This is a genomic window from Micromonospora sp. NPDC049275 (assembly GCF_043197115.1).
GTDB lineage: Bacteria > Actinomycetota > Actinomycetes > Mycobacteriales > Micromonosporaceae > Micromonospora.
Map to the genome: position 1 here is coordinate 116,957 of NZ_JBICSN010000014.1, position 24,775 is coordinate 141,731.

28 protein-coding genes are annotated in these 24,775 nt (G+C 72.4%); 10 read left to right on the forward strand and 18 right to left on the reverse strand.

Annotated elements, in window-relative coordinates; translation table 11 throughout:
* Positions 1–24 precede the first annotated feature (24 nt).
* The 3 genes from ACGFIE_RS28695 to ACGFIE_RS28705 all read right to left on the reverse strand — a co-directional run bounded on the left by ACGFIE_RS28695 (position 25) and on the right by ACGFIE_RS28705 (position 2,782).
* The gene (locus ACGFIE_RS28695; RefSeq protein ID WP_393300412.1) at positions 25–987 is read right to left on the reverse strand and encodes a zinc-binding dehydrogenase; all 963 of its coding nucleotides are present in this window, start codon (positions 985–987) and stop codon (positions 25–27) included.
* A 105-nt stretch (positions 988–1,092) separates the two neighbouring features.
* On the reverse strand, positions 1,093–2,271 hold the full coding sequence (locus ACGFIE_RS28700) for an NADP-dependent malic enzyme (RefSeq protein WP_358142231.1): 1,179 nt from the start codon (positions 2,269–2,271) through the stop codon (positions 1,093–1,095).
* Between the two features lie 145 nt (positions 2,272–2,416).
* Positions 2,417–2,782, reverse strand: coding sequence for a S24/S26 family peptidase (locus ACGFIE_RS28705; protein WP_393300415.1), 366 nt, complete (start codon positions 2,780–2,782; stop codon positions 2,417–2,419).
* A gap of 69 nt (positions 2,783–2,851) precedes the next feature.
* Between ACGFIE_RS28705 and sodN the strand changes: the two genes are divergently transcribed.
* The 3 genes from sodN to ACGFIE_RS28720 are packed head-to-tail and all read left to right on the forward strand — an operon-like array spanning position 2,852 to position 4,214.
* Positions 2,852–3,256, forward strand: coding sequence for a superoxide dismutase, Ni (sodN, locus tag ACGFIE_RS28710; RefSeq protein ID WP_266245848.1), 405 nt, complete (start codon positions 2,852–2,854; stop codon positions 3,254–3,256).
* Positions 3,253–3,774: a GNAT family N-acetyltransferase gene (locus ACGFIE_RS28715; protein ID WP_393300419.1), complete on the forward strand. Its 522-nt coding sequence runs from the start codon at positions 3,253–3,255 to the stop codon at positions 3,772–3,774. The genes sodN and ACGFIE_RS28715 overlap by 4 nt, the downstream gene beginning before the upstream one ends.
* 32 nt (positions 3,775–3,806) lie before the next feature.
* On the forward strand, positions 3,807–4,214 hold the full coding sequence (locus tag ACGFIE_RS28720) for an ATP-binding protein (RefSeq protein ID WP_363680024.1): 408 nt from the start codon (positions 3,807–3,809) through the stop codon (positions 4,212–4,214).
* A gap of 10 nt (positions 4,215–4,224) precedes the next feature.
* Here the strand turns inward: ACGFIE_RS28720 and ACGFIE_RS28725 are convergent, their stop codons facing one another.
* On the reverse strand, positions 4,225–4,614 hold the full coding sequence (locus tag ACGFIE_RS28725) for a hypothetical protein (protein ID WP_344358009.1): 390 nt from the start codon (positions 4,612–4,614) through the stop codon (positions 4,225–4,227).
* A gap of 43 nt (positions 4,615–4,657) precedes the next feature.
* On the opposite strand from ACGFIE_RS28725, the gene ACGFIE_RS28730 reads away from it, so the two are divergent.
* Together ACGFIE_RS28730 and ACGFIE_RS28735 are read left to right on the forward strand one after the other, a co-directional pair.
* On the forward strand, positions 4,658–5,608 hold the full coding sequence (locus tag ACGFIE_RS28730) for a diacylglycerol/lipid kinase family protein (RefSeq protein WP_393300423.1): 951 nt from the start codon (positions 4,658–4,660) through the stop codon (positions 5,606–5,608).
* 446 nt (positions 5,609–6,054) lie between these two features.
* Positions 6,055–6,312: a WhiB family transcriptional regulator gene (locus ACGFIE_RS28735; protein ID WP_007072794.1), complete on the forward strand. Its 258-nt coding sequence runs from the start codon at positions 6,055–6,057 to the stop codon at positions 6,310–6,312.
* Positions 6,313–6,379: 67 nt separating this feature from the next.
* Here ACGFIE_RS28735 and ACGFIE_RS28740 read toward each other — a convergent pair whose 3' ends face one another.
* Genes ACGFIE_RS28740 through ACGFIE_RS28755 form a run of 4 tightly spaced genes read right to left on the reverse strand, consistent with a single transcriptional unit; the run spans position 6,380 to position 9,793 of the window.
* Positions 6,380–7,183 (reverse strand): sirohydrochlorin chelatase, encoded by an 804-nt coding sequence (locus ACGFIE_RS28740; RefSeq protein WP_393300426.1) that lies wholly within the window; start codon positions 7,181–7,183, stop codon positions 6,380–6,382.
* A complete protein-coding gene (locus tag ACGFIE_RS28745) occupies positions 7,165–7,926 on the reverse strand; it encodes a phosphoadenylyl-sulfate reductase (protein WP_363680028.1) in 762 nt (253 codons plus the stop codon). The genes ACGFIE_RS28740 and ACGFIE_RS28745 overlap by 19 nt, the downstream gene beginning before the upstream one ends.
* A complete protein-coding gene (locus tag ACGFIE_RS28750; protein ID WP_167517323.1) occupies positions 7,923–8,084 on the reverse strand; it encodes a hypothetical protein in 162 nt (53 codons plus the stop codon). The genes ACGFIE_RS28745 and ACGFIE_RS28750 overlap by 4 nt, the downstream gene beginning before the upstream one ends.
* On the reverse strand, positions 8,081–9,793 hold the full coding sequence (locus ACGFIE_RS28755; RefSeq protein ID WP_393300430.1) for a nitrite/sulfite reductase: 1,713 nt from the start codon (positions 9,791–9,793) through the stop codon (positions 8,081–8,083). Before ACGFIE_RS28755 ends, ACGFIE_RS28750 begins: the two co-directional genes overlap by 4 nt.
* Before the next feature lie 333 nt (positions 9,794–10,126).
* On the opposite strand from ACGFIE_RS28755, the gene ACGFIE_RS28760 reads away from it, so the two are divergent.
* Positions 10,127–11,668: a glycosyltransferase family 39 protein gene (locus tag ACGFIE_RS28760; RefSeq protein ID WP_393300433.1), complete on the forward strand. Its 1,542-nt coding sequence runs from the start codon at positions 10,127–10,129 to the stop codon at positions 11,666–11,668.
* Between the two features lie 34 nt (positions 11,669–11,702).
* Here ACGFIE_RS28760 and ACGFIE_RS28765 read toward each other — a convergent pair whose 3' ends face one another.
* Together ACGFIE_RS28765 and ACGFIE_RS28770 are read right to left on the reverse strand one after the other, a co-directional pair.
* Positions 11,703–13,295: a histidine kinase N-terminal domain-containing protein gene (locus ACGFIE_RS28765; RefSeq protein ID WP_393300436.1), complete on the reverse strand. Its 1,593-nt coding sequence runs from the start codon at positions 13,293–13,295 to the stop codon at positions 11,703–11,705.
* Between the two features lie 30 nt (positions 13,296–13,325).
* Positions 13,326–14,357 (reverse strand): SIS domain-containing protein, encoded by a 1,032-nt coding sequence (locus ACGFIE_RS28770; protein WP_393300528.1) that lies wholly within the window; start codon positions 14,355–14,357, stop codon positions 13,326–13,328.
* A 184-nt stretch (positions 14,358–14,541) separates the two neighbouring features.
* Here ACGFIE_RS28770 and ACGFIE_RS28775 point away from each other — a divergent pair, with 184 nt between their 5' ends.
* Positions 14,542–16,371, forward strand: a complete 1,830-nt coding sequence (locus ACGFIE_RS28775) for a tetratricopeptide repeat protein (RefSeq protein WP_393300439.1) — start codon at positions 14,542–14,544, stop codon at positions 16,369–16,371.
* Positions 16,372–16,429: 58 nt separating this feature from the next.
* Here the strand turns inward: ACGFIE_RS28775 and ACGFIE_RS28780 are convergent, their stop codons facing one another.
* Positions 16,430–18,016 (reverse strand): MDR family MFS transporter, encoded by a 1,587-nt coding sequence (locus ACGFIE_RS28780; RefSeq protein ID WP_393300442.1) that lies wholly within the window; start codon positions 18,014–18,016, stop codon positions 16,430–16,432.
* A 112-nt stretch (positions 18,017–18,128) separates the two neighbouring features.
* Between ACGFIE_RS28780 and ACGFIE_RS28785 the strand changes: the two genes are divergently transcribed.
* Positions 18,129–18,740 (forward strand): helix-turn-helix domain-containing protein, encoded by a 612-nt coding sequence (locus ACGFIE_RS28785; RefSeq protein WP_363680040.1) that lies wholly within the window; start codon positions 18,129–18,131, stop codon positions 18,738–18,740.
* 83 nt (positions 18,741–18,823) lie between these two features.
* On the opposite strand, the gene ACGFIE_RS28790 is transcribed toward ACGFIE_RS28785, so the two are convergent.
* Together ACGFIE_RS28790 and ACGFIE_RS28795 are read right to left on the reverse strand one after the other, a co-directional pair.
* Complete coding sequence (locus ACGFIE_RS28790) at positions 18,824–19,333, reverse strand: GNAT family N-acetyltransferase (RefSeq protein WP_393300445.1); 510 nt, start codon at positions 19,331–19,333, stop codon at positions 18,824–18,826.
* Positions 19,330–19,551: a biotin/lipoyl-binding carrier protein gene (locus ACGFIE_RS28795; protein ID WP_393300448.1), complete on the reverse strand. Its 222-nt coding sequence runs from the start codon at positions 19,549–19,551 to the stop codon at positions 19,330–19,332. The genes ACGFIE_RS28790 and ACGFIE_RS28795 overlap by 4 nt, the downstream gene beginning before the upstream one ends.
* Before the next feature lie 222 nt (positions 19,552–19,773).
* Here ACGFIE_RS28795 and ACGFIE_RS28800 point away from each other — a divergent pair, with 222 nt between their 5' ends.
* Positions 19,774–19,848 (forward strand): 50S ribosomal protein bL37, encoded by a 75-nt coding sequence (locus tag ACGFIE_RS28800; protein WP_369814844.1) that lies wholly within the window; start codon positions 19,774–19,776, stop codon positions 19,846–19,848.
* A gap of 123 nt (positions 19,849–19,971) precedes the next feature.
* On the opposite strand, the gene rsrA is transcribed toward ACGFIE_RS28800, so the two are convergent.
* The 5 genes from rsrA to ACGFIE_RS28825 all read right to left on the reverse strand — a co-directional run bounded on the left by rsrA (position 19,972) and on the right by ACGFIE_RS28825 (position 23,267).
* Positions 19,972–20,259, reverse strand: coding sequence for a mycothiol system anti-sigma-R factor (rsrA, locus tag ACGFIE_RS28805; protein WP_030490399.1), 288 nt, complete (start codon positions 20,257–20,259; stop codon positions 19,972–19,974).
* 1 nt (position 20,260) lies between these two features.
* A complete protein-coding gene (locus ACGFIE_RS28810; RefSeq protein WP_363680046.1) occupies positions 20,261–21,088 on the reverse strand; it encodes a sigma-70 family RNA polymerase sigma factor in 828 nt (275 codons plus the stop codon).
* 207 nt (positions 21,089–21,295) lie between these two features.
* Positions 21,296–21,913: an alpha/beta family hydrolase gene (locus tag ACGFIE_RS28815; protein ID WP_393300451.1), complete on the reverse strand. Its 618-nt coding sequence runs from the start codon at positions 21,911–21,913 to the stop codon at positions 21,296–21,298.
* Positions 21,914–21,966: 53 nt separating this feature from the next.
* A complete protein-coding gene (locus ACGFIE_RS28820; protein WP_358104262.1) occupies positions 21,967–22,359 on the reverse strand; it encodes a WhiB family transcriptional regulator in 393 nt (130 codons plus the stop codon).
* 197 nt (positions 22,360–22,556) lie between these two features.
* Positions 22,557–23,267 carry an SOS response-associated peptidase gene (locus ACGFIE_RS28825; protein ID WP_363680050.1) on the reverse strand — a complete coding sequence of 237 codons (711 nt, stop codon included), beginning with the start codon at positions 23,265–23,267 and terminating at the stop codon, positions 22,557–22,559.
* A gap of 102 nt (positions 23,268–23,369) precedes the next feature.
* Between ACGFIE_RS28825 and aroA the strand changes: the two genes are divergently transcribed.
* On the forward strand, positions 23,370–24,671 hold the full coding sequence (aroA, locus tag ACGFIE_RS28830; RefSeq protein ID WP_393300454.1) for a 3-phosphoshikimate 1-carboxyvinyltransferase: 1,302 nt from the start codon (positions 23,370–23,372) through the stop codon (positions 24,669–24,671).
* Positions 24,672–24,775 lie beyond the last annotated feature (104 nt).

Here is a 24,775-nt window from a genome sequence, read left to right on the forward strand (position 1 = left end):
GCGCGGATCTTCGCGGGGCGCGGGTCAGGCGGTGTGGTCGATGACGATCTTGCCGAAGGCGTCGCCGGAGTGCAGGCGGGCGAAGGCGTCCTCGACCCGGCTGAACGGAACCACGGTGTCGATCACCGGGCGGACCTCGTTCTCGGCGCAGAACGCCAGCAGCTCGTACAGCTCCCCCGGCGTGCCCATCGAGGTGCCCAGGATCTCCAACTGCATGGCGAAGACCCGGCGCAGGTTGACCGACGGCTGGTGGCCGGCGGTGGCGCCGGAGACCACGATCCGGGCCATCGGCGCGGCCGACTTCAACGAGTGGTCGAACGTCGCCGCGCCCACCGTCTCGATCACCACGTCGACCCGCTCCGGCAGCCGGGCACCGGACTCCAGGGCATTCGCCCCGAGCGCTGTGATCCGTTCCCGCTTGGCGGCGTCCCGGCTGGTCGCGTACACCCGCTTGCCCATCGCCAGGGCGAGCGCGACGGCCGCGGTGGCGACGCCGCCGCCCGCGCCCTGCACCAGCACGCTGTCGGCGTCCGCGACGCGGCCCTTGGTGGTCAGCATCCGCCACGCGGTCAGCCAGGCCGTGGGCAGGCACGCCGCGTCGGTCGCCGCCATGCCGTCGGGCAGCGGGATCAGGTTCGACCGGGGTACGGCGACCCGCTCGGCGAGCGTCCCGGCGAAGTGCTCGGACAGGATGGAGACCCCGCGCGGGTCACCAGGCGTCACGACGACCGGGTAGACGACCATCTCGTTGCCGTCGGCGTCCACGCCCACCGCGTCACAGCCGAGGACCATCGGCAACTGCGCCTCGGTGAGGCCCACCCCGCGCAGCGACCAGAGGTCGTGGTGGTTGAGCGAGGTGGCCCGCACCTGCACGGTCACCCAGTCGTCCTCCGGGTGGGTCGGCTCGGGCCGCTCACCGACGGTGAGGGCGGCGAGCGGATCGGCGTCGTCGAAACGGGAGGCGAAGGCGGCACGCATGATCGGCACGGTAACAAGCTGAGCGCCCGTTAAGAAGGGGCCCGTCCTGGTGAGGGGGCTCCGGCGCGTAGGCCGGCGACGCATGCTGCGCCGGAGCGCCCCCGCCCACGTGTCTCAGCGGCGGGCGACTCCGTCGCGGCGGGCCGCTTCGGCGACGGCCTCGGCGACGGCCGGGGCGACGCGCGGGTCGAGCGGTGACGGGACGATCGCGTCGGCGGTCAGCGACTCGGCCACCACGCCGGCGATGGCGTCGGCGGCGGCGACCTTCATCCCCTCGGTGATCCGGGTGGCCCGGGCGTCCAACGCGCCCCGGAACACCCCGGGGAAGGCCAGCACGTTGTTGATCTGGTTGGGATAGTCGCTGCGCCCGGTGGCCACCACGGCGACGTGCCGGGCGGCCACCTCGGGGTGCACCTCCGGGGTCGGGTTGGCCAGCGCGAACACGATCCCGCCCGGGGCCATCTGAGCCACCGCCGCCTCGGGGATCTGCCCGCCGGAGACCCCGATCAGCACGTCCGCGCCGCGCAGCGCCTCGGTGATGTCGCCCTGGCGGCCGTCGGCGTTGGTGCTCGCCGCCAGCTCGGCCTTGGTGCCGGTCAGCTCGCCGCGGTGCCGGCCGATGATCCCCTTGGAGTCGCACACGACCACCTGGTCGGGGTTGACCCCACCGGCGATGAGCATCTTCGTCACGGCCACGCCGGCCGCGCCCGCGCCGCTCACCGCCACCCGCAGGTCACCGAGCTTGCGGTCGAGCAGGGTGGCCGCGTTGCGCAGCGCGGCGAGCACCACGATCGCGGTGCCGTGCTGGTCGTCGTGGAAGACCGGGATGTCCAGCGCCTCGTCGAGTCGCCGCTCCACCTCGAAGCAGCGCGGCGCGCTGATGTCCTCCAGGTTGATCCCGCCGAACGACGGGGCCAGCGCCCGCACCACCGCGACGATCTCGTCCACGTCCTGGGTGTCCAGGCAGACCGGCACCGCGTCCACCCCCGCGAACTGCTTGAACAGCACCGCCTTGCCCTCCATCACCGGCAGCGCCGCGCGCGGGCCGATGTTGCCGAGTCCGAGCACCGCCGACCCGTCGGTGACGACGGCGACGGCGTGCGACGCCCAGGTGTAGTCGTCGGCCAGGGCGGGGTCGGCGGCGATCGCCTCACACACCCGGGCGACACCAGGGGTGTACGCGAGGGAGAGGTCCTCGCGGCTGGTGAGCGGGACCGTCGAGGCGACGGCCATCTTGCCGCCCCGGTGCAGTTGGAAGACGGGATCAGCGGGGTCCACGGTGGACGAAGACATGGCGGTGACTCCAGGATCTGTCGAGCAGATGTGAGGCGGCCGGGCCGGCCGCGAGGTGGGCGGCGAGCGGTGGCACGCGGTGCGGGGGGTCACCCGGGCACTTTCCGAGCATAGTGTCGACACTGCCCCCCGGATGTGAGCAGGGTCATAACGGCCGACGGGGCACCCGTCCGAGGCGGGGCCAGTAGCGGAACACCACCCTTGCGCGCACGTCGGCCACTCCGTACGCCCGGGAGTCGTCGGTGACCAGACCGTTGTCGCCGCGCAGCCACCAGCCGCCGTCCTGCGGTCGTACCGCCCGCTTCACGACCAGCAGCTCGGGACGCGTCCGGAAGACGGCGACCACCACGTCACCGGGCCGGATCGGGCGTCCGCCCGGGCGGACCAGCACCGCGTCGCCGTGGCGCAGCGTCGGCGCCATGGAGGGACCGGTCACGAGGATCGCCGTCAGCAGACCCCGCAGTCGGGGTGCCTCCTCCGGATGATCGGCGGGCACTGGTTTCACCTCCATCCGGTTCGGGGAGCATTCCCAGGAGTAATGTCGCCTTTGATCATCGCAAACTTCCCATGGAGGATCCCGATGCGACTTCCGCGCATCCTTGCGCCCCGCGTCACCGCGAGCGCTCACTGCGACCTGCCGTGCGGCGTCTACGACCCGGCCCAGGCCCGGATCGAGGCCGAGTCGGTCAAAATGATCTGCGAGAAGTACCAGGCCAACACCGACCCGGAATTCCGTACCCGGGCGGTCATCATCAAGGAGCAGCGCGCCGAGCTGGTCAAGCACCACCTGTGGGTGCTCTGGACCGACTACTTCAAGGCGCCGCACTTCGAGAAGTACCCGAACCTGCACACCCTGTTCAACGAGGCCACCAAGCTCGCCGGCGCCACTGGCGTCAAGGGCAGCCTCGACCCGGCCACCGCCGACAAGCTCCTCGCGAAGATCGACGAGATCGCGAAGATCTTCTGGGAGACCAAGAAGGCGTGACCAACCCGGTCACACCGACGATCCGGCCGGTACGTCCCGAGGACGTGCCGGCCGTCGTCGCCATGGTGCACGAGTTGGCGGCGTACGAACGCGCCCCCGACCAGTGCCACCTCACCACCGAGCAACTCACCACGGCGCTGTTCACGACCGCTCCGGCGCTCTTCGGCCACGTCGCTGTCGACGAGCGCGACCAGCCGGTCGGCTTCGCCCTGTGGTTTCTCAACTTCTCCACCTGGGCCGGCGTGCACGGCATCTACCTGGAGGACCTCTACGTCTCGCCGGCCGCCCGGGGCACCGGCGCGGGCCGGCTGCTGCTCGCCACGCTTGCCGACATCTGCGTACGGCGGGGCTACCGGCGGCTGGAGTGGTGGATGATCGACTGGAATCCCGCAGCCGGTTTCTACGCCTCCATCGGTGCCGAGCAGATGAGCGAGTGGGTCCCCTACCGGCTCAGCGGTGACGCGTTGCGCGGCCTGGCCGCTCAGGCGGAGGCCGCCGACACGCGCCCGAACGACTGACCGGGTAGAGTCCCCGACCGGGGGGATGAGGCGTGACTCAACTGACCGGCCAGCCAGCGACCGACGACGACGTGGTGCACCTCACGGTGCCCGCCGACGGCGGTTACCTCGGCGTGCTCCGCACCGCCACCGCCGGTCTCGCGGCCCGGTTGCAGTTCGCGCTCGACGAGATCGAGGATCTGCGGATCGCTGTCGACGAGGCGTGCGCCATGCTGCTCGCCATCGCCACCCGTGACGCCGAGTTGGAGTGCCGGTTCTCGGTCACCAGCGACGCGCTGACCGTCGAGGTGACAGTGCCGACCGTGCGCGGGGCGACGCTGCCCGCCGAGGCGTCCTTCGCCTGGAAGGTGCTCACCGCACTGACCACGTCGGCGTCTGCCACGGCCGTCGAGGGCCGGGCGACGATCTCGTTGCTCACCCGCCGCTCCGGCGGCTACTGACCCGCTCGGGTCACTCGAAGCCGAGGGCCTTTGTCGTCGGCGGGCTGACGAGCAGCCAGCCGACGCCCAGGCCGAGCGCCATGAGCGGTACGCCGAGCCAGCCCAGACCGCCCTGGATCATGAACCAGCCGATCGGCAGCAGCATGAGCTGAAGGACGATCGCGGGGGCCCGCGCGCCTGCCTGTCGGCGCAGCAGCGCACGACCCAGCGCCCAGAGCGCGACGGCCGCCCCGACGGCGAACGCGGTCACCAGCAACGCCGACGCGAGGTCGGTGGTGGTGGCGGTGAGGTCGGCCCAGACCAACCAGACCGCGATCAGCCCGACGGCGACCGCCTCCGCCCACAGCAGGCGTACCGCCCAGCGGAGGGTGACGGGAATCGGGGCCGAGTCGATGGTCACGCGCGCCACGATACCCGGGCTACCGAGAGGTACAGTGCCGCCCATGCGGGCCGTCCTGGTGGTCAATCCGAAGGCCACCACCACCAGCGAACGCAGCCGGGACGTGCTTGTCCGGGCGCTGCGCAGCGAAGTCGACCTCAGTGTGCGCTACACCCGTCGCCGGGGGCACGCCATGGCGCTGGCCCGGGAGGCGGCCGCCGAGGGGGTCGACCTCGTCGTCACCCTGGGTGGTGACGGGACAGTGAACGAGGTGGTGAACGGCCTGATGACGGCCGACCCTCCGGCCGGCGTCGCGGGCGCCTCGATGGCGGAGCGCCTGCCCGCGCTGGCCACCGTTCCGGGTGGTTCGACGAACGTGTTCGCCCGCGCGCTCGGCCTGCCCCGGGAATGGCCGGAGGCGACCAGCATGATCCTCGAAGGGCTGCGCCTGGGCCGGCAGCGCACGGTCGGGCTGGGCCGCGCGGACGACCGCTACTTCACCTTCTGCGCCGGCTTCGGCCTGGACGCCGCGGTGATCCACCGGGTGGAGCAGGCCCGGCGCAAGGGGCGGGTCTCCACTCCCGGGCTCTACCTGCGCTCGATCATGGGCCAGTACTTCTTCGCCTCGGACCGGCGGCACCCGGCGATCAGCCTGGAGCGCCCGGGCGAGGCGGTCGAGGACGAGCTGGCCACGGTCATCATCCAGAACACCGCCCCGTGGACGTACCTGGGCGACCGTGAGATCAACCCGAACCCGTCGGCGTCGTTCGACCTCGGGCTCGACGTGCTGGCGTTGCGTCAGCTCCGGGTGGCTAGCACAACACGGACAGTGACGCAGTTCGCATCACGCAAGCCGGATCCGCGCGGACGTCAGGTGTTACGGCTCCATGACACGGCGGAGTTCACCCTGCTCTCCAGCCGTCCACAGGCGTTCCAGCTGGACGGCGACTATCTCGGCGAGCGGGAGAAAGTCAGATTCACATCCATTCCGGCCGCACTCAGAGTAATCTGCTAGGTCTCGGGTACTGCCCTTGGTCGACGCGGCACCGCAACCGCAACGACGGGTGCCGCCACACCGAGGGGCAGGTGCCGGAAATGTCAGCAATGTCACGCGGACTGTACTATATTGATCCTCGGCTGTGGCACGGCGGGTAACCAGGAACGCACTGGAACCCGGACAAATGGGTTGTGGGCTTGCTCACCGCCTGGAGTTTTTCCGAGCGTCACCCTTGACATCACGAGCGTTCGTGAAAGTATTCACAAGCGAACTTGAGTTACCGGGACATTGCCTGGATATGCTCGTCAGGTTGAGCTGTTCCAGCAGGTCCCGAGGCTAACCGCCTGCTCACGCACTGCCGAATGGTCGGACGCTAACGGTCACCATCGGCACTGCTGATGCATATAGGAAAAGCACGACAAGCAATTGTTTGCCACCCATCCAGAATGAGGAGTGTTGCCGCCATGGACTGGCGTCACCATGCTGTCTGCCGCGACGAGGACCCGGAGCTGTTCTTCCCGATCGGGACGTCTGGACCGGCTCTCCTGCAGGTCGAGCAGGCCAAGGCCGTCTGCAGGCGCTGCTCCGTGACCGACCAGTGCCTGCAGTGGGCGCTCGAGTCGGGTCAGGACGCCGGCGTCTGGGGCGGGATGAGCGAGGAGGAGCGGCGCGCTGTGAAGCGGCGCGGCGGCCTCCGGGTGCTGCGCGCTCACTCCGCCTGATCCCCCAACGACACAGCTGCACGCCCCGGCGGGTCCGCCTGCCGGGGCGTACTGCTGTCCCGAACCGTCAACCCGTCGGTGTCAGCGCGCCCCGGTCGTCGACCCGGCGCAGCACCAGCTCGGCCAGCTCGGGCGCATCGGTCAACGGGGCCGCCACCGCCACCGCACCGGCCGCCCGCGCAGAGTCGGCCACCGCGTCGTGGAACAGGCCCGGCGCGAGGAAGTACGCGGACACCGCCACCCGGCGTGCGCCGGCCGCCCGCAGCCGGGTCACCGCCACACCTGTCGTCGGTGGGGCCGCCGAGGCGTACGACACCCGGCAGGGCACCCCGAACTCCACGCCGAGCGCGTCCGCCACCCGGCCCACCGAACCGCGCGCCCGGGCATCCCGGGTGCCCGCGGCGGCCAGCACCAGCGCGTCGAAGCGCCCCGGGTCGACCTCACCGAGCCGACGGCGCAGCCCCGCCAGCAACGCCGGCGCCACCGTTCCGTCCGCCGGGCCGAGCACGTCGGTCACGCGTACCGCCAGTGGGGGGCCGGCCTCCGTCGCGGCGGCGACGGCCGCCGGAATGTCCACCCGATGGTGGTACGCGGCGGTCAGCAGCAGGGGCACGACCACCGCACGCGCATGCCCGGCCTCGGCCAGCATCCGCAGCACGTCGGTCGGGCCCGGCTCGGTGTGGTCCAGCCAGCTCGCCCACACCGACAGGCCGGGCCGGACGGCCGACACCGCCCGGGCCAGCGCACGGGTGGCCTCGGCCGCTCGTGGATCCCGGCTGCCGTGGGCGACGAGCACCACCGGGGTCGCCCCGCCGGCCGCCCCAGGGCCGGTCGGGGTCGTCGATGACGGGGTCAGACGTGCAGTCCGCACTCGGTCTTCTCGAACATGGCCCACCGGCCGGCCCGCGGGTCCTCGCCGGCAGTCGTCCGTCGGGTGCACGGCCAGCAGCCGATCGAGCCGTAGCCCTGCTTGAACAACTCGTTGACCGGGACGTTGAAGCGGGCGATGTAGGCGTCCACGTCCTTCTGCGACCAGGCCGCGATCGGGTTGACCTTCACCTTGCCGCGCCGCGCGTCGAACGTCACAACGGGCGTGTTGGCACGGGTCGGCGACTCGTCCCGGCGCAGGCCGGCGGCCCAGGCGTCGTACCCGGACAGCGCCCGCTCCAGCGGCTCCACCTTGCGCAGCTGGCAGCAGTCGTCGGGTGACTTGTTGAACAGTCGCGGGCCGTACTGGCCGTCCTGCTGGCCGACGGTGAGCCGGGGCCGGATGGACCGGACGTTCACCGGCAGCGTCCGGGCCACCTCGTCGCGGACCCGCAGCGTCTCCGGGAAGTGCAGGCCGGTGTCGAGGAAGACCACGTCCACACCCGGGGCCACCCGGGACACCAGGTGGGCCAGGACGGCGTCGGCCATCGAGCTGGTCACGCAGAAGCGGTCGCCGAAGGTCTGCGCCGCCCAGCGGGCGATCTCCAGGGCGGGTGCGCCCTCCAGGTCCCGAGCAGCCTGCTCGGCAAGCGTCCGCAGCTCGTCCGGGCTGCGTCCGGCCGGGTCGGTCGACGTCTGCGCGCCCGGGCCGACCAGGCGCAGGCTCGCGGCGGAGACGAGGCTCATCGGGTCACCGCCCGGGAGAGCAGCCCGGTGAACTTCACCGAGAAGACACGCGCGCAGGCGTGGCACTCCCAGGCGCCGTGCCCCGCCTCGTGCGGCCGCAGGTCCTCCTCGCCGCAGTACGGGCAGTACAGGGGTGCCGCTCGGTTCTCGCTGCTCACCGCAGTTCCTCCTCGTCGACTCTGATCACCCAGTTGGCGAACGTCTCGCCCGCGCTCCGCCCGGCCAGGTAGCGACGGGCCAGCCGTTCCACGTACTCCGGAAGCTCCTCGGCGGTGGTCTTCAGGCCGCGCAGCTTGCGGCCGAAACCGGCGGTCTGGCCCTGGGCCATGCCCAGGCCGCCGCCCAGGTGCACCTGGAAGCCCTCCACCTGCCGGCCGTCCGGGCCGACCACCAGCTGACCCTTGAGGCCGATGTCGGCGACCTGGGTGCGGGCGCAGGCGTTCGGGCAGCCGTTGATGTGGATGGAGATGTCCGCGTCGAAGTCGCGCAGCCGCTGCTCCAGCCGGGCCACCAGCTCCTCGCCGCGGGCCTTCGTCTCGACGATGGCGAGCTTGCAGTACTCGATGCCTGTGCACGCCATCGTGCCGCGCCGCCAGGCCGACGGCCGGGCCTCCAGGCCGATGCCGCGCAGCGCGTCGACAAGCGACTCCGTCCGCTCCGACGGCACGTCGAGCACCAGCAGCTTCTGGTACGGGGTGAGCCGCACCCGGTCGCTGCCGTGCGCCTCGACCACGTCGGCCAGTTGGGCGAGCTGCCCACCGGAGACCCGCCCGACCACCGGGGCGGCACCGACGTAGTGCCGCCCGTCGGCCTGCTCGTGCACGCCCACGTGGTCGACAGGCTTCGCCGGCAGGGTCGGCGCGGGGCCGTCGAGCAGCGTACGGCCCAGGTACTCCTTCTCCAGGACCTCCCGGAAGCGCTCCACGCCCCAGTCGGCCACCAGGAACTTCAGCCGGGCCCGGTTACGCAGCCGGCGGTAGCCGTAGTCGCGGAAGATCCCGACCACGCCGGCCCACACGTCGGGGATCTCGGCCAGCGGCACCCAGACGCCGAGCCGCTGAGCGAGCATCGGGTTGGTGGAGAGCCCGCCACCGACCCAGAGGTCGAAGCCGGGGCCGTGCTCGGGGTGGTCGACGCCGAGCAGAGCGATGTCGTTCGACTCGTACGGGGTGTCGACAAGCCAGGAGATGGACGTCTTGAACTTGCGGGGCAGGTTGGAGAACTGCTTGTCGCCGACGTACCGGGCGACGATCTCGTCGATCGCCGGGGTCGGGTCGAGCAGCTCGTCGCGGGCCACCCCGGCGACCGGGCTGCCCAGCACGATTCGCGGGCAGTCGCCGCACGCCTCGGTGGTCTGCAGGCCTACCGACTCCAGCCGACGCCAGATCTCCGGCATGTCCTCGACGCGGATCCAGTGGTACTGGATGTTCTGCCGGTCGGTGATGTCGGCGGTGTCCCGGGCGAACTCCCGGGAGATGTCCGCGATCACCCGTAGCTGGGCCAGGCTGAGCTGGCCGCCGTCGATGCGGACCCGGAGCATGAAGAACTCGTCCTCCAGCTCGTGCGGCTCCAGCACGGCGGTGCGCCCGCCGTCGATGCCCGCCTTGCGCTGGGTGTAGAGGCCCCACCAGCGGAAACGGCCACGCAGATCCTGCGGGTCGATGGAGGCGAAGCCGCGGTGCGCGTAGATGTTCTCGATGCGGGCCCGGACGTTGAGCGGGTCGTCGTCCTTCTTGATCCGCTCGTTGGGATTGAGGGGCTCGCGGTGGCCGAGCGCCCACTGACCCTCACCCCGGGGCCGGCGTGGCGCCCGGGCCGGGCGGGCCGTCGGGTCCTCGGAACGGGCCGGGATGCTGCTGACCGCCATCGCGGCGTCCTCCGTTGTCTGCTGTGCCTCGGGCTACGCGGGGCGCGGCGGCCGGCCCGCGAAGCGGGCGGGACAACGGTGTCTTCAGACAGCCGGCGCGGAGCGCGCCCGAGACGGATTGGTCGGGCGTCGTCAGTAGGCCGGACAGATCGCGCTGCGCACGCGGCCGTAATCGACGTGGCGACGAGCCACGAAGCGGCGGACGACTGCGGCGGTCATACGGGCCATGCTGCCACACCACATGGGGGCCGGCCAATGTACACGTGCTGGATCCCACATCACGGGCCGAGGGGCTGACACCCGCGAGGAACATCTCCGTGGCAGGCTCGGACCGTGGGCGGATTGTCCGAGTCGACCGGGGCGGTGTGGGAGCACCTGCGTCGCCTGCCGGTGTGGCTCGCCCCGGCGCTGCTGACGCTGGCGGTGACGCTGACCGGGCTCGGGTCGGCGCAGCTCTGGCGCGACGAGCTGGCGACCTGGAGCGCGGCCAGCCGGTCGCCCGGTGACCTGGCCCGCCTGGCCGGCACCATCGACGCCGCCACCGGGCCGTACTACCTGCTGATGCACATCTGGACCACGGTCTTCGGCGACTCGACGATCGCAATCCGCGCGCCGGCCGTGCTGGCGATGACGGTGGCCGCCGGACTGCTCGCCGTGCTCGGTGCGCGGCTCGTCGACAGGCGCACCGGCCTCCTGGCCGGGCTGCTGTTCGCGGTGCTGCCGAGCACGTCCCGCTATGGCCAGGAGGCTCGCCCGTACGCCCTGGCCACCGCGCTCGCGGTGCTCGCCACCCTGCTGCTGGTGACGGCGCTGCGGCGGCCGGGGTGGGTCCGTTGGGCCGGGTACGCCGCCGCCGTGGCCGCGCTCGGGCTCACGCACCTGATCGCGCTCACCCTGCTGGCCGCGCACGCGCTGCTCGTGCTGGTCACCTGGTGGCGTGGCCCAGCAGCGGCGGGCGTCGCAGCGGCGGGCACCGACACCACGCCGGGCGACGACACCACGCCGAACCACGGTTCCGCCGGCCGGGACCGGCGAACGTGGCGGTGGGTGGTCGCCGTGATTCCGGTCGCGCTGCTGACCGGTACGCTGCTGCTGAAGGCCCGGACCCAGCAGTCTCGGCAGCTCAACTGGGTCGGTCTCGCCCGGCTGGACGACCTGAGCGCGCTGCCCGGCGGCGTGGCCCAGAGCAGCGTGGTGGGCGGTCTGCTGGTCGGGGTCGCCGCGCTGGGCGCTGCCCGGCTCGGGCGGCGTGCCCTGCTGCCGGCGAGCGCGGTGCTGCTGCCCGTACTGCTGCTCTTCGCCGCCGGCACTGTCGTACCCCTGTGGGTTGCTCGGTACCTGGTCTTCGTCGTGCCGTTCGCGTGCCTGCTGGCGGGCGCGGCGCTGGCCGCGGTCGCGGCACCGGCTACGGTCGTCGTGGTGGTCCTGGCCGCGCTGCTCGGCCTGCCCGACCAGGCCGCGCTGCGGCGGACCCACGAGTGGCCGCGCAACGCGCCTGTGGACTACGCGGGCGCGGCTCACGTGATCGGCGCGGGCCAACGGCCTGGCGACGCGGTGGTCTACTCGCCCCGGCACAGTTGGCTCTTCCTCGACCTCGGCATCGAGTACCACCTCGGCGACCCACCACGGGACGTGCTGGTCACCGAGGACGAGGTCCGCCGGGGCGACCTGTGGGCAGCCGAGTGCCCGCAACCGGCACAGTGCCTGGCCGGTACGTCACGGGTGTGGTTGGTCGTCGCCGGCCGGCACGCCGAGCCGCTGGCCGACGTGCCGGGCGTCAAGGGCGATGCGCTGCGCGCGGACTTCACGCTCGCCCAGGTCTGGCAACGCCCCGGCCTGACCGTCGCCCTGCTGACCAGCCGTCCCGGACGCTGACCCCCACCCGCCCAGCCGCCTCGACAACGGCCCGTCAGCCTTGTGAGCGGCCGTCCGGGGCGTTGCGGGCCAGCGGGACGACGAGCAGGGCCTCGGTGCCGCCCTTGGCGCCCGCACGCAGCTCGATGGTGCCGCGCAGCTCGCCGGTGACCAGGGCCCGCACGATCTGCAGACCCAGCCGGCTGCCGCGTTCGGCGTCGAACTCGGGCGGCAGCCCGCGCCCGTTGTCGGTCACCGAGACGTGCAGCATCTTGCGGAACCGGTGCGCCGAGACCACCACCTCGGGTCGCGCCGACGGATCGACCTCGGCAACGGCGGCCGGTACCACGCCCGTGGTGGGGGGCGGGGGTGCGTCGTCCGGCTCGTCGGCCGGCGGGAAGCCGTGTTCGACGGCGTTGAGCAGCAGTTCGTTGAGGACCATGACCAGCGACGTGGCGATCTCGGCCGGCAGTACGCCGAAGCTGCCCCGACGGCGCATGCCGACGCTCACCTCGGTGGCCGCGACCTCGGTGGCCGCGCTGGCGACCCGGTCCACGATGCCGTCGAACTCGACCGCCTCGTCGCTGGACATCGACAGCGTCTCGTGGACGAGGGCGATCGAGGCGACCCGACGGACCGACTCCTCCAGGGCGACCCGGGCCTCCGGCATGGCGACCCGGCGGGCCTGCAACCGCAGCAGCGCGGCCACCGTCTGGAGGTTGTTCTTCACCCGGTGATGGATCTCCCGGATGGTGGCGTCCTTGGTGATCAGCGCCCGGTCCCGGCGACGCACCTCGGTGATGTCCCGCACCAGCACCAGCGCGCCGATGGGCACCCCGGCGGGCATCAGTGGCAGCGCCCGGGTGAGCATCGTGGCCCCCCGTGCGTCGATCTCCCGCCGAGGCGGCGCCTCGCCGCGCAACGCCGCCAGGATGCCGTTCGCCGCCTCGGTGCCGTCCAGCGGGTCGCCCGCCAGCCGGCGGTGCAGCGCGGCCAGATCCTCCCCCACCAGGTGGGAGGCGTAGCCCAACCGTCGGTACGCGGACTGCGCGTTCGGGCTCGCGTAGGTGACCTTGCCACCGGCGTCCAGCCGGACCAGGCCGTCACCGACGCGGGGGGCGGAGGTGGTCTCGCCCGGGTGCCGGGGCGGCGGGAAGGTGCCGTCCGCGATCATCTGGGCGAGGTCGTCGGCGGTGGTCAGGTAGTTGAGTTCCAGCTGGCTGGGCGTACGCGCGGTGGAGAGGTTGGTGTCCCTGCCGACCACGGCGATCACCTCGCCGGCCTCGCCGTCGGCGGTGCGCAGCCGGACCGGGATCGCCTCGTGCCGGGCCGGCACGTCGCCGTACCAGACCGGGTCGCCCTCCCGCCAGATCCGCCCCTGGGAGTAGGCGACCCCCAGGTGGGCCACCTCCGAGCCGCCGATGATCCGGCCCACCTGATCGTCCTGGTACGCGGTGGGCGCGGTCGTCGGACGGACCTGGGCGACACAGAGGAACGTGCCCTCGGCGTCGACCGGCACCCAGAGCAGCAGGTCGGCGAAGGACAGATCGGAGAGCAGTTGCCAGTCGCCGGCGATGCGGTGCAGGTGGTCGATGTCGGCCGGACGGAGATGGGTGTGCTCCTCGGCGAGGTCGCGCAGCGTGGACACGGTGACCAGGGTGCCACGCCGCGCCGCGCCTCACATCGTCGCGGTGACCTTCTTCAGCCCGCGCGGCGCGTCCGGGTCCTCGCCACGGGTCAGTGCCAACGCGAGCGCGAGGCGCTGCAACGGCAGGATGTCCAGCAGCGGCGCGTACCGCTCGTCCACCTCGGGGACGGCGAGGCGGGTGGCGCCCGGCACGTCGGCCGAGCCGACGACCACCACGTCGGCGCGCCGCTCGCCGAGACGGGGCAGCACCTCGCCCATCGACCGCCCACCCGGGCCGGAGCCGACCACGGCGAGCACCGGGACCTCCGGGTCGGTCATCGCGAGCGGGCCGTGCAGCAGGTCGGCGCCGGAGAAGGCGAGCGCCGGCAGGTACGAGGTCTCCATCAGCTTCAGCGCTGCCTCACGGGCGGTCGGGTAGGCGTACCCACGGCCGGTGGTGACCAGTTGGCGGGCGAAGCGGTAGCGGGGCGCGAGCTGGGCCGGGGTGTCGTCGGCGAGCGTCCTGGTGGCGAGGTCGGGCAGCGCGGCGAGCGCCTCCCGCTCGGCCGCCGGGAGCACGCCGTCGCCGGCGCGGATGCCCTCGACGAGCATGAGCAGGGCGAGCAGTTCGGCGGTGTACGTCTTCGTCGCCGCCACCGCCCGCTCGTGCCCGGCGGCGATGTCGATGCTCAACTCGGCAGTCTCGGCCAGCGGGGAGCCGGGGGCGTTTGTCACCGCGAGGGTGAGCGCGCCGGAGGCCCGCGCGGAGCGCAGCACCTCGGCCAGGTCGGGTGAGCCACCGCTCTGGCTCACCCCGACGACGAGCGCGTCGGACAGGTCGGGGCGGGCACCGAACAGGGTGACCACGCTCGGCGAGGCGAGCCCGGCGGGCAGGCCGAGCCGGATCTCGGTCAGGTACGCCCCGTAGAGGGCCGCGTGGTCGGAGGTGCCCCGGGCGGTGAAGACCACGTGTCGCGGTCGACGCTCGGCCACGACAGCCGCCACCCGGGCGATCGCCGCGGCGTTGGCGCTGTCGAGCAGGCGCGCGTAGCCGGCGGGCTGCTCGTCGATGTCGGCGGCCATTCCGGACCCTGGACGTGTCACGAACGCTCCCCTCATGCGCGATTGCCGCGCGTTTCCTGCTCAGTCTTGCACGGTAAAGTCGGCAGCAGCAATTGTTCGAGCAGGACTGCGCAGTTGATCACTTGATCATCTCAATATCAACTACGCTGGCCCGGCTGCCTGCTAGCTGCGACGAGAGGACACCGTGCCCGAGGGAAGGGACGACCCCGCGCTCTCCGCGACGGAGGAGCTGGCCCTCGCCCGGCTGGCACTCGACGAGGGTGACCTGCACCACGCTGCGGGCCACCTCGCCGGCGCGCTGGCGCGGGCGCCCACCCTGCCCGAGGTGCACGAGACGCTGGCCCGCCTCGCCGCGGTCGACGGCGGAGGGCTCGACCTCTTCCCGATCAGCCACCACACCTTCGTGGGCGCGGTCGTCGCCCGCGCGCACCTGCTGGCCGCCGCCGGTCGCCCCGCCGAAGGGCTGGAGCTGCTGGCCGCGGCGACCGGCCACGCCCCCGGCACCGAGTGGGCGGGCGTGCCGTGGGTGACCGCCTCCGAGCTTGTCGAACGGCTGGCGCCGGACCACATCGCCCGCGTCCTCATGCAGGTCTGCGCGGCGCTTACCGACCCGGTGCCACGGGCCGGCCGGGCGGCCCTCACGCCGTACCTCACGCTGGCCCGCAACGCCGCCACCGTGCACCCCGAGCACGGTCTCCTGCTGGGCGCGGCGTCCGCGCTGGCCCGGCGGCTCGGCGAGGTCACGCTGGCGATCCGCTGGGCCAGCCGAGGAGTACGGTGCCAGCCGTCGAAGATGGGCGAGGTCTGGCTCGGGTACGCGTACCGCAGCGCGGGTCGGACCCGCGACGCCCTCGCGGCGCTCGGCCGGGCCGTCGACCTGGACCCCGACGACCTGGCCGTCTACGCCGACATCGCCGGCACCCTCGCCGACATCGGCCGACTCAACGAGGCGCTGGAGTGGACCGAGCGGGCCCTGGCCCGGGATCCGTCGTTCGACTGCGCGGTGCACACCGCGCACCGCCTGCGGCACCTTCGCGACGGCGACCTGTCCCACCTGGTCGCGCTCGCCGACTTCATCCGTGACCACCCGGACGACAGCCACGAGCACGGCGATCTGGCCCAGTGCTGCCGGGGCCGGCCCTGGCTCGGGCAACTGACCCCGGCCGGCGGCCCCCTGGTCGACGCGCTCCGCCAGGCGGTCGCCGCCGACGACATCGGCATCGGCGGCGCCGTACGCCTCGCGGCGGCAGCCCCGCCGAGCGCCCTGCGGACGGCGACGGCGGTGGCCCCCGGCCTGCGGATCGAGGTCGCCGGCGCGGCGAAGCCTGACCCGCGCGAGCCCCGACGCCCGTCCGCGCAGCGGCTGTGGCACTTCGCGGAGGACGTGCCGACGCCCGCGCTGCCGGCGCCCTCGCCGGCAGCCGTCGAACGGATCGCACAGGTGGCCCACCCGGCGTGGCCGCACCCGCCGGCGGCCTACGACGCGGCGGTGGGCCTGGCCGGCCTCGACGTCGACGACCTGCTCGGGCTGCTGGTGCACCCGCCCGCGGCGCCGGCGAACGGGCTGGGTCGACTGCTGGCCGCCCAGGATCCGTCGATCTGGGTTCGTGGGGTGCAGGTGTGGGCCTGCCTGGGGCTGCTGCACCAGCGCACCGACGAGCCCTGGGCGGACTCGACCCGGCGCCGGGTGCTGGTGGACCTGGTCTGGGGTGTGGAGGACTGGGTCACCGAGGCGGCGCTGTTCGCCCTGATCACCGCCGCCTGGGTGGACCCGGCGGTGCGACCGGACGTGGCCCGCGTGGTGGCCGAGCGGTTGGCCGACGCGGCGGCGGTGGCCCAGGCCCGGCCGGTGCCGATAGCGGTCTCGCTGGCCCACCTCGCGCTGGCCGCTCCCGCCCTGGACCCGGACACGGCGGCACTGGCCACCCGGATGCTCGGCGAGCTGACCCCCCGGCTCCCCCGTCCCCGCAACCCGCTACGCCGCCTCTGGCACCGCCTGACCCACCGCCGGTGAAAACGCGCGCCGCGCCTCCCCCTCGGGGGGACGACGCGGCGCGCGCTGTCGGTAGGGGTCAGGCGACCGGCGCCTTGCCGAGGGCGATCTCGGCCTCCTCCTCCGGGGTGGCCGTCCCGGCCGGCGCCTCGTTGGCGGTGCGCAGCGGGATCTCCTTGATGAACCAGGCGAGCACCGGGATCACGATGGTGAAGAGCACGGCCCAGAGGAACACGTGCGAGATCGCGTCCGAGAGGCCGGTGAGGACCAGCTCACGCGCCTGGGCGGGCAGCTGCTTGAGCTTCTCCAGGTCCATCCCCCCGCCCTCGCCGCCGCCGGTGAACGCCCTGCCGGCGGCCGAGTCGGCGAGCCGGTTGGCGAAGATCGCGCCGAACAGCGAGATGCCGAACGAGCCGCCGATCGACCTGAAGAAGGTGGCCGCGCCGCTGGCCGCGCCGAGGTCCTTCTGCTCCACGCTGTTCTGCGCGATCAGCATGGAGGTCTGCATGAGGAAGCCCATGCCGGCGCCGAGCACGACCATGTAGAGCGAGGACTGCAGCTTGCTGGTGTCGGTGTCGAGCATGGACAGCAGTGCCATGCCCCCGGTCATCACCACGCCGCCGATGATCGGGTAGGCCCGGTACTTGCCGGTCTTGGTGATCGCCCGGCCGATGACCAGCGAGACGACAAGCATGCCGAACATCAGCGGCAACAGCAGCAGGCCGCTGTTGGTGGCCGAGGCCCCCTGCACGGTCTGCTGGTAGAGCGGCAGGAAGTTCATCGCGCCGAACATCGCGAAGCCGAGCAGGAAGCCGATCAGCGAGATCAGCGCGAAGTTGCGGTTGGCGAACAGCGCCAGCGGCAGGATCGGCTCCGGGACCCGGCGCTCCACCAGGCCGAACGCGACAAGCGCCACAAGCGCCACCACGGCCAGGCCGAGGATCTGCGGCGAGGTCCAGTCGTACTCGTTGCCGCCCCAGGTGGTGATCAGCACGATCGCGGTGATACCGACCGAGAGCAGCGCTGCGCCGAGCCAGTCGATCCGGTGCTCGGTGCGGTACTTCGGCAGGTGCATCGTGGTGATCAGCACGAGCAGCGCGATGCCGCCCAGCGGCAGGTTCACGTAGAACGCCCAGCGCCAGGAGAGGTTGTCGGTGATGAAGCCACCGACCAGCGGGCCGGCCACCATGGCGATGGCCATGATGCCGGCGATCATGCCCTGGTAACGCCCACGCTCGCGCGGCGGAACCAGGTCGCCGATGATCGCCATCACGCCGACCATCAGGCCGCCGGCACCCAGGCCCTGCACGGCGCGGAAGGCGATGAGCTGCACCATGCCGTCCTGTGGGCCGCCGAACATCCCCGAGCCGGCCATGCCGCACAGGGCGGAGCCGACGAGGAAGATGACCACCGAGGTCAGGAAGACCGACTTGCGGCCGTAGAGGTCACCGAGCTTGCCCCAGATCGGGGTGGAGACGGTGGTGCCCAGGACGTACGCGGTGACCACCCAGGTGAAGTGGTCGAGGCCGCCGAACTCGCCGACGATCCGCGGCAGCGCGGTGCTGACGATCATGTTGTCGAGCATCGCGAGCATCATCGCGATCATCAGCCCGAACAGCACGACCCGTACGTTGGGTCGTGCGCCGGCCTGTGTTGCCTGAGTCATGGGTAAGCTCCCCCCGAGAATTGCCGTACTTACTTGCCGCCCGGCTAGTCACCTTACTAGCCGCACGGTAAGTTGGGTACCAACTGGCGGTCAAATGAATTGGGGGGCGTGGGTGAGGGAGAGCACAGGCGGCACCCGAGAGCGGATCAAGGCCGTCGCGTTGGAGCTCTTCACCGAGCAGGGGTACGAGAAGACCTCGCTGCGGGAGATCGCCGAACGCCTCAATGTCACCAAGGCAGCGCTCTACTACCACTTCAAGAGCAAGGACGACATCGTCGCCAGCTTCGTGGAGGACCGGCTGGAGCAGATGGACGCGCTGACCGCCTGGGCCGACTCGCAGCCGGCGACCCTGGCCACCCGCCGTGCGCTCATCTCCCGCTACGCCGACACGATGTTCGGCGGCGACATGCCGTCGGTGATGCGCTTCTTCGAGCAGAACCAGACAGTGCTCAAGAGCCTCTCCTCCGGCCAGCAGATGCGTGGCCGGATGATGCGGCTCGCCAGCGCGCTCTGCCGCGGCGACGACTCTCCCCGCGCGCAACTGCGCGCCACCCTGTCACTGTTCGCCGTGCACACCAGCTGGTTCGCGGTGCGCGCACCGGACATCACCGACGCTGAGCGCCGCCGGCTCGCCCTGGAGGTGGCCGACGAGTTACTGGCCGCGATCGGCGCGGAGCCCGACGAGGACGCGGCCTCGGCCAACGCCGCCGGCGCGCGGGGCTGACGAGCCCAGCTCGCCAGCAGTCGCGACGAGCCAGCCGGGCACGAGCCAGCTCGGCCAGCAGACGGCTCGATGAGCCGCCCCGGTCAGGTGCGGGGCAGATCCAACCGCAGACCGAGCAGGGCCACGCCCTCCAGCGGCGACCAGTCCTTCTCCGGCATGCGGACGAACCCGAGGCGCTCGTAGAGCCGGTGGGCCGAAACGGCCATGCCCGCGCGGACGCAGATCACGACCGCCGTGCAGCCCAACTCGGCCGCCCGGCGGACGCAGGCCTGGGCCAGCGCCGCACCGACGCCCCGCCCCTGCGCGGCCGGATCGACAGCCAGCATGCGGAACTCCGCCTCACCCGGCCCGGACAACTCGGCGAACGGGGTACCCGGCAGCACGAAGGTGACCGAGCCGAGAACCGCGCCGGTCGCCTCGTCGACCGCGACCAGCACCTCGCCGCTGGCGGCCCGGGTCGACACGTCGGCCAGCACCGTCCCGTACCCGTGCTCGCCCTTGAGCTGCCCATCCGCCTCGTACGCGGCCACGGTCAGCCGGGCAACCGCCGGGAAGTCTGCCGCGTCGGCGAGCCGGACCAGCAGGCCGCTCAACCGATCACCGCGATCAGGTCGCCGTCCTGCACGACGTCGCCCTCGTGCACGGCGAGCTGCTGGACCACGCCGTCGGCCTCAGCAACGACCGGAATCTCCATCTTCATCGACTCGAGGATCACCAGGGTGTCGCCCTCGGACACGGTGTCGCCGGTCGACGCGACGACCTTCCAGACGTTCGCCACCATCTCGGCGCGGATCTCCTCGGCCATGTCCACGGCCCTCCCTTTTTCGCGATGTGCCTGCCGACGTATCCAATCACGCGAGGGTGGGACGTGGGTGCGGAGCGGTGCGGCCCACCGGTCAGGCAGCCCCGGGGGAAGGCGTCGGGTGTCGAGCGCACTACCATCAGCGGGTCGGACCCGACGCCGGGCGGCCGGTGGGTGCACCGGCGCGAGGCCGCGCGCAGCACGGATCCGACCCATCACGAGGAGGTCAGCATGGCGAAGAAGTCCCGCAAGAAGAAGGCCCGTAAGAAGAGCGCCGCGAACCACGGCAAGCGTCCCAACTCCTGAACGCGCCGACGGGCCGACGGCCCGTCACCGGTCAGTCCGACCCGGCGGAGGCCGGGTACGCCGGCGGCCCGGGTCGAGATCGACCCGGGCCACCGGTGTTTCACCGTCTCGGTACGCCGACGCTCAGTCGGCCAGCTCGCGGGAATCGCTGGTCTCGAAGACCACCAGCTCGGTGAGCTTGACCCGCAGCCGCTCACGCAGCTGATCGGGCGCCGTCTCGTTGCCGCAGCAACGGGCGACAAGTGCCCGCACCTCCTGCTCGAGCCCGTACTCGCGCAGGCACGGCCCGCACTCGTCGAGGTGGTGCCGGATCAGCGAGCGCCGCTCGTCGGCGCACTCGAGATCCAGGTAGAGGTAGACCTCCGCGAGAACCTCGCGGCAGTCCGTCTCGTGCGGCTCTCCACAGCTCACGTCACACCTCCCGGCCGGCAGCGGCAGCGGTCGAGCCCTTCGACGAGCGGGCCGCACTGAAGCCCCGCTCCCCGGCGTACTGCTCGAGCAGCTTGCGCAGATTACGACGGCCACGGTGCAGACGCGACATCACGGTGCCGATCGGCGTGCCCATGATGTCGGCGACCTCCTTGTAGGAGAAGCCCTCCACGTCGGTCAGGTAGACGGCCAGGCGGAACTCCTCCGGCAACTGCTGGAGGGCCTCCTTGACGTCGCTGTCCGGCAGCCGGTCCAGAGCCTCGGTCTCGGCCGACCGCAGACCACTGGAGGTGTGCGACTCGGCCTCGGCGAGCTGCCAGTCGGTGATCTCCTCCGTGGGCGCCTGGATCGGTTGGCGCTGCCGCTTGCGGTAGGAGTTGATGTAGGTGTTGGTCAGGATCCGGTAGAGCCAGGCCTTCAGGTTCGTGCCCTGCTCGAACTGGTGAAAGGCCGCGTACGCCTTCAGGTAGGTCTCCTGGACCAGGTCCTCGGCATCCGCCGGGTTGCGCGTCATGCGCAGCCCGGCAGCGTAGAGCTGATCGACGAATGGCATCGCGTCCCGCTCGAACCGGGCCCTGCGCTCGTCCGTCTTCTCGGTGGTCAACCGCACATCCCCTCGCGTCGGATGCTTTCCCGCCGAGGATACGCGCACGGACCTGCCCACAGATTCACTTCCGGCCGGTGTGCCCGTGCTCACCGCACCCACCCCGCCCGGTCCCGCTGTCACGGGCCAGTCCGGACCATCCAACAGCCGCTGCAGCTGCCGGGCGTCCCGCTCGTCCCGTTCCAGGCTTCGTGTCTCGGTCGGCACCGGTCACCCCCCTCGCAGATAAGTCGTCCGGGGTTAGTAACGCGGATTGACCCGTGAGGCATTCCGCCCGGCTCTCCCGTTCCTGGTCCCGACCCCGGTGGCGCCGGCGCTGGGACCAGGAAGGGCCTGGGAGGACTGGTGTCGCCCGTCCGGATCGAGCCGGCGGCACCATCGGATGCAACGACCCGCGCCGGGCAGCGGAAACGGTCAGTCGGTCGCCCAGCGGTGCAGGCGCAGCCAGTTCCGCACCACGTCTGCGGTGCCGGCCGGGTCCCGCCGTAGGTCGTGCGTCTCACCCGGCCGGGTCACGACCTGCACGGCCGGCCCCGACGCCGGCACCCCGAACGGGTCCCGGTCGCCGTTGACCACGAGCGTCGGCAGGCCGGTCGCCAACTCGGCGGCCCGGGAGCGTTCCGGTCGGCCGGGCGGGTGCAGCGGAAAGGCCAGCGCCACGACGCCTGCCGCGCCCACCGCGCGGGCCGTCCGGCAGGCCACCCGCGCGCCGCTGGAACGACCCCCGACAAGCACCGTCGGCGCCTCGTCGTGGCGAGCGCGCAGCGCGGTGAGCACCGCCGTCCACGCCTCGTCGAGGTGCCCGGCGGGTGCCGGCGCGCGCCGGCCGGCGACCCGGTAGGGCTGGGTCACCCGAATCACCGTCAGGCCGGCCGCGACAGCAGCGTCCCGCACCGCGAGCAGGTCGGGCGCGTCCACGCTGCCGCCCGCCCCGTGCCCGAGCACGAGCAGGGCGGACGGCGACCGGGCCGGCAGGTCGGTGTCGATCCGCGCCGGGCCGCGTGGGGTGTCGATCTCTTCGCTGGGCAGCACCGACCCATTCTGCGCCGACCCCGCCGGTCACCGAGATGGGTTCACCCCGGCGGTCAGCTCAGCGGCACCAGGGTGAGCAGGCGGTCGCGTACCGGAGGCCCGGCGTCGTCGGCCGCGTCCGGATCGGGCTCGACCTCGCCGCGCCAGGCGACGAGCATCGCCCGCCTCTCGCGGGGTGTGGTCGCGCCCCACACGCCGTGGCAGTCGCCCACCTCCAGCGCCCAGGCCAAGCAGGACCCCTGCACGTCACAACTGCGGCACAGCGCGACGGCGGAGTCCGCCGGTTCGTTAGGTGCCGGAAAGAACGTCTCCGGATCGACGCTCTGGCACGTTCCTCTGGTGCGCCACGCGTCGTCCTGTCGGCGTTCTCGCAAGGCTCGCAGCAGCCGCGGATCTCTCCGTGCCGCAGCCACCTCGTGCGGGCGGGGCATACGCGCCCGTGTCATTCCACCCACCTCCCCCGTGGGACCGGCAAGATCGGTGGATGTCGTCCGCCCCGTGCGAATCGACAGCCACTACCGGCGCTGTGTTGTATCGCACTTCCGGACACCGGGACAAGGGTCTACCGAGAACATGGCTGAACGGCCAGGCGACGAATCGATCGGAACCCCGTCAAATCGGAGCTCGACGATGCCTGTCATTTTCAGAACAGGGTCAGCTCCGGTGGCGCCGACAACGGCGGGACGGAGACCCGTGCGGTCAACTCCGGGCCGTCGTTGCGGACGTCGCCCACCGCCGGCCCGACCGGGCGGATCTCCAACCCGGCCAGCCGATCAGGCGACGCGGGCGCGAGCAGGCGTTCGGGCTCGTCGCACGGCCCCAGCCAGGACGACCACCGATCGGGCGGCAGCAGCACCGGCATCCGGTCGTGCACCTCGGCCAACTCGCCGAGCGCCGCGGTGGTCAGCACGCTGAAGGTGAGCCGGCTCTCGGCGTCGGACTCCCACACCGACCAGATGCCGGCCAGGGCGAGCACCGAGCCGTCGGCCGGGGTCATGAAGTACGCCTGCCGGGCGCCCTCGGGCTGGCGGACCCACTCGTACCAGCCATCGGCCGGCACGAGGCAGCGGCGGCGGGCGAACGCGCCGGCGTACGCCCGGCTGGTGGCCACCGTCTCGGCACGGGCGTTGATCATGCGGGCCGCGCCGGCGGCTGACCGGGACCAGTGCGGCAGGAACCCCCAACGGGCGACGCAGAGGCTGCGGTGCCCCTCCGGGCTGAGCCGGACCAGCGGCGCGCGATCGGTGGGCGCGAGGTTGTGATCCGGCCGGATCGCGCCGTCGGTGTCGTCGGACGACTCGAACAGCGCGCTCAACTCGCCGGAGCCACGGGTCGTGGCGTACCTGCCGCACATACCCTCACGCTAACCCGTCGGGGGTCCGGCCTGCTGTCCCGCCAACCGGGAGTACGACGGCCGGGGGGCGTCACCCATCGGCCGACACGGCAGAATGTAACCGTGGGGAATCTGACCGCGACCCGGCCACCGCAGCCGTGGAGCGCACCGACCGCGTCCGACCCGGTGGCGGCGACACTGCGCCTGCCCGGCTCCAAGTCGATGACAGCCCGCGCCCTGGTGCTCAGCGCCGTGGCCGCCGGGCCGTCGACGCTTGCCGAGCCGCTGCGGGCCCGCGACACCGAACTGATGGCCGCCGGTCTGCGGGCGATGGGCACGCACGTCTCGATCAGCGACGACGAGCGGTGGCTGGTCCGGCCGCACCCGCTGGTCGGCCCGGCGCACGTGGACGTGGGGCTGGCCGGCACCGTGATGCGGTTCCTGCCGCCGGTGGCGGGGCTGACCGACGGGCAGGTCACCTTCGACGGCGACCCGTACGCCCGCACCCGCCCGCTCGGTCCGCTGGTCGGCGCGCTGCGCTCGCTGGGCGTCCGGATCGACGTCACAGGCACTGGCAGCCTGCCGCTGACCGTGCTCGGCACCGGTGGGGTCGCCGGCGGTGAGGTGGTGATCGACGCGTCCGTGTCCAGCCAGTTCGTCTCCGCGTTGTTGCTGGCCGCCCCGCGCTTCGACAGGGGCGTCGTGGTCCGCCACGTCGGCCCGCCGGTGCCCTCCGCACCGCACCTGCGGATGACCGTGCGGATGCTGCGGGCCGCCGGCGCCGCCGTCGACGACACCACGCCCGACGTGTGGACCGTCGAGCCCGGCCCGCTCACCGGGCGCGGCTGGGAGATCGAGCCGGACCTCTCCGGCGCGGTGCCGTTCTTCGCCGCCGCCCTGGTCACCGGCGGCGAGGTCACCCTCGCGGGGTGGCCACACAGCAGCGCCCAGCCGCTCGAGCAGCTCCGCTCGCTGCTGCACCGGATGGGCGGCGAGGTCGCCCTCACCACCGCCGGGCTGACCGTCCGGGGCACCGGCGTGGTGCACGGCCTGACCGCCGACCTGTCCGACGTCAGCGAGCTGACCCCCGTGCTGACCGCGCTGGCCATGCTTGCCGACTCGCCGTCGGTCTTCACAGGCGTCGCGCACATCCGCGGCCACGAGACCGACCGACTGGCCGCGCTGGCGCGGGAGTTCGCCGCCCTCGGGGCCGACATCACCGAGAAGCCGGACGGGTTGGAGATCCGGCCCCGGCCGCTGCGCGGCGGGATGTTCGGCACCTACCACGATCACCGGATGGCGCACGCCGCAGCGGTGGTCGGGCTCGCCGTTCCGGGCATCGAGGTGGACGACGTCGGGTGTACCTCCAAGACCATGCCCGAGTTCCCGGCACTATGGTCAGCGATGGTGACCGGCAAGAGCTGACGCGAGAAGAGGACAGGTCCTGGCGACCAAACGGCGGGAGTACGACGAGGACGACGTACGGGTCCGGCCCGGGAAGTCCTCGCGTCCGCGTACGCGCACCCGGC

Coding starts and splice junctions, on each gene's coding strand:
- ACGFIE_RS28700 (WP_358142231.1), bottom strand. CDS start 2,271: ATGTCTTCGTCCACCGTGGACCCCGCTGATCCCGTCTTCCAACTGCAC.
- ACGFIE_RS28705 (WP_393300415.1), bottom strand. CDS start 2,782: ATGGAGGTGAAACCAGTGCCCGCCGATCATCCGGAGGAGGCACCCCGA.
- sodN (WP_266245848.1), top strand. CDS start 2,852: ATGCGACTTCCGCGCATCCTTGCGCCCCGCGTCACCGCGAGCGCTCAC.
- ACGFIE_RS28730 (WP_393300423.1), top strand. CDS start 4,658: ATGCGGGCCGTCCTGGTGGTCAATCCGAAGGCCACCACCACCAGCGAA.
- ACGFIE_RS28735 (WP_007072794.1), top strand. CDS start 6,055: ATGGACTGGCGTCACCATGCTGTCTGCCGCGACGAGGACCCGGAGCTG.
- ACGFIE_RS28745 (WP_363680028.1), bottom strand. CDS start 7,926: ATGAGCCTCGTCTCCGCCGCGAGCCTGCGCCTGGTCGGCCCGGGCGCG.
- ACGFIE_RS28755 (WP_393300430.1), bottom strand. CDS start 9,793: ATGGCGGTCAGCAGCATCCCGGCCCGTTCCGAGGACCCGACGGCCCGC.
- ACGFIE_RS28770 (WP_393300528.1), bottom strand. CDS start 14,357: ATGGCCGCCGACATCGACGAGCAGCCCGCCGGCTACGCGCGCCTGCTC.
- ACGFIE_RS28780 (WP_393300442.1), bottom strand. CDS start 18,016: ATGACTCAGGCAACACAGGCCGGCGCACGACCCAACGTACGGGTCGTG.
- ACGFIE_RS28820 (WP_358104262.1), bottom strand. CDS start 22,359: ATGACACGGGCGCGTATGCCCCGCCCGCACGAGGTGGCTGCGGCACGG.
- ACGFIE_RS28825 (WP_363680050.1), bottom strand. CDS start 23,267: ATGTGCGGCAGGTACGCCACGACCCGTGGCTCCGGCGAGTTGAGCGCG.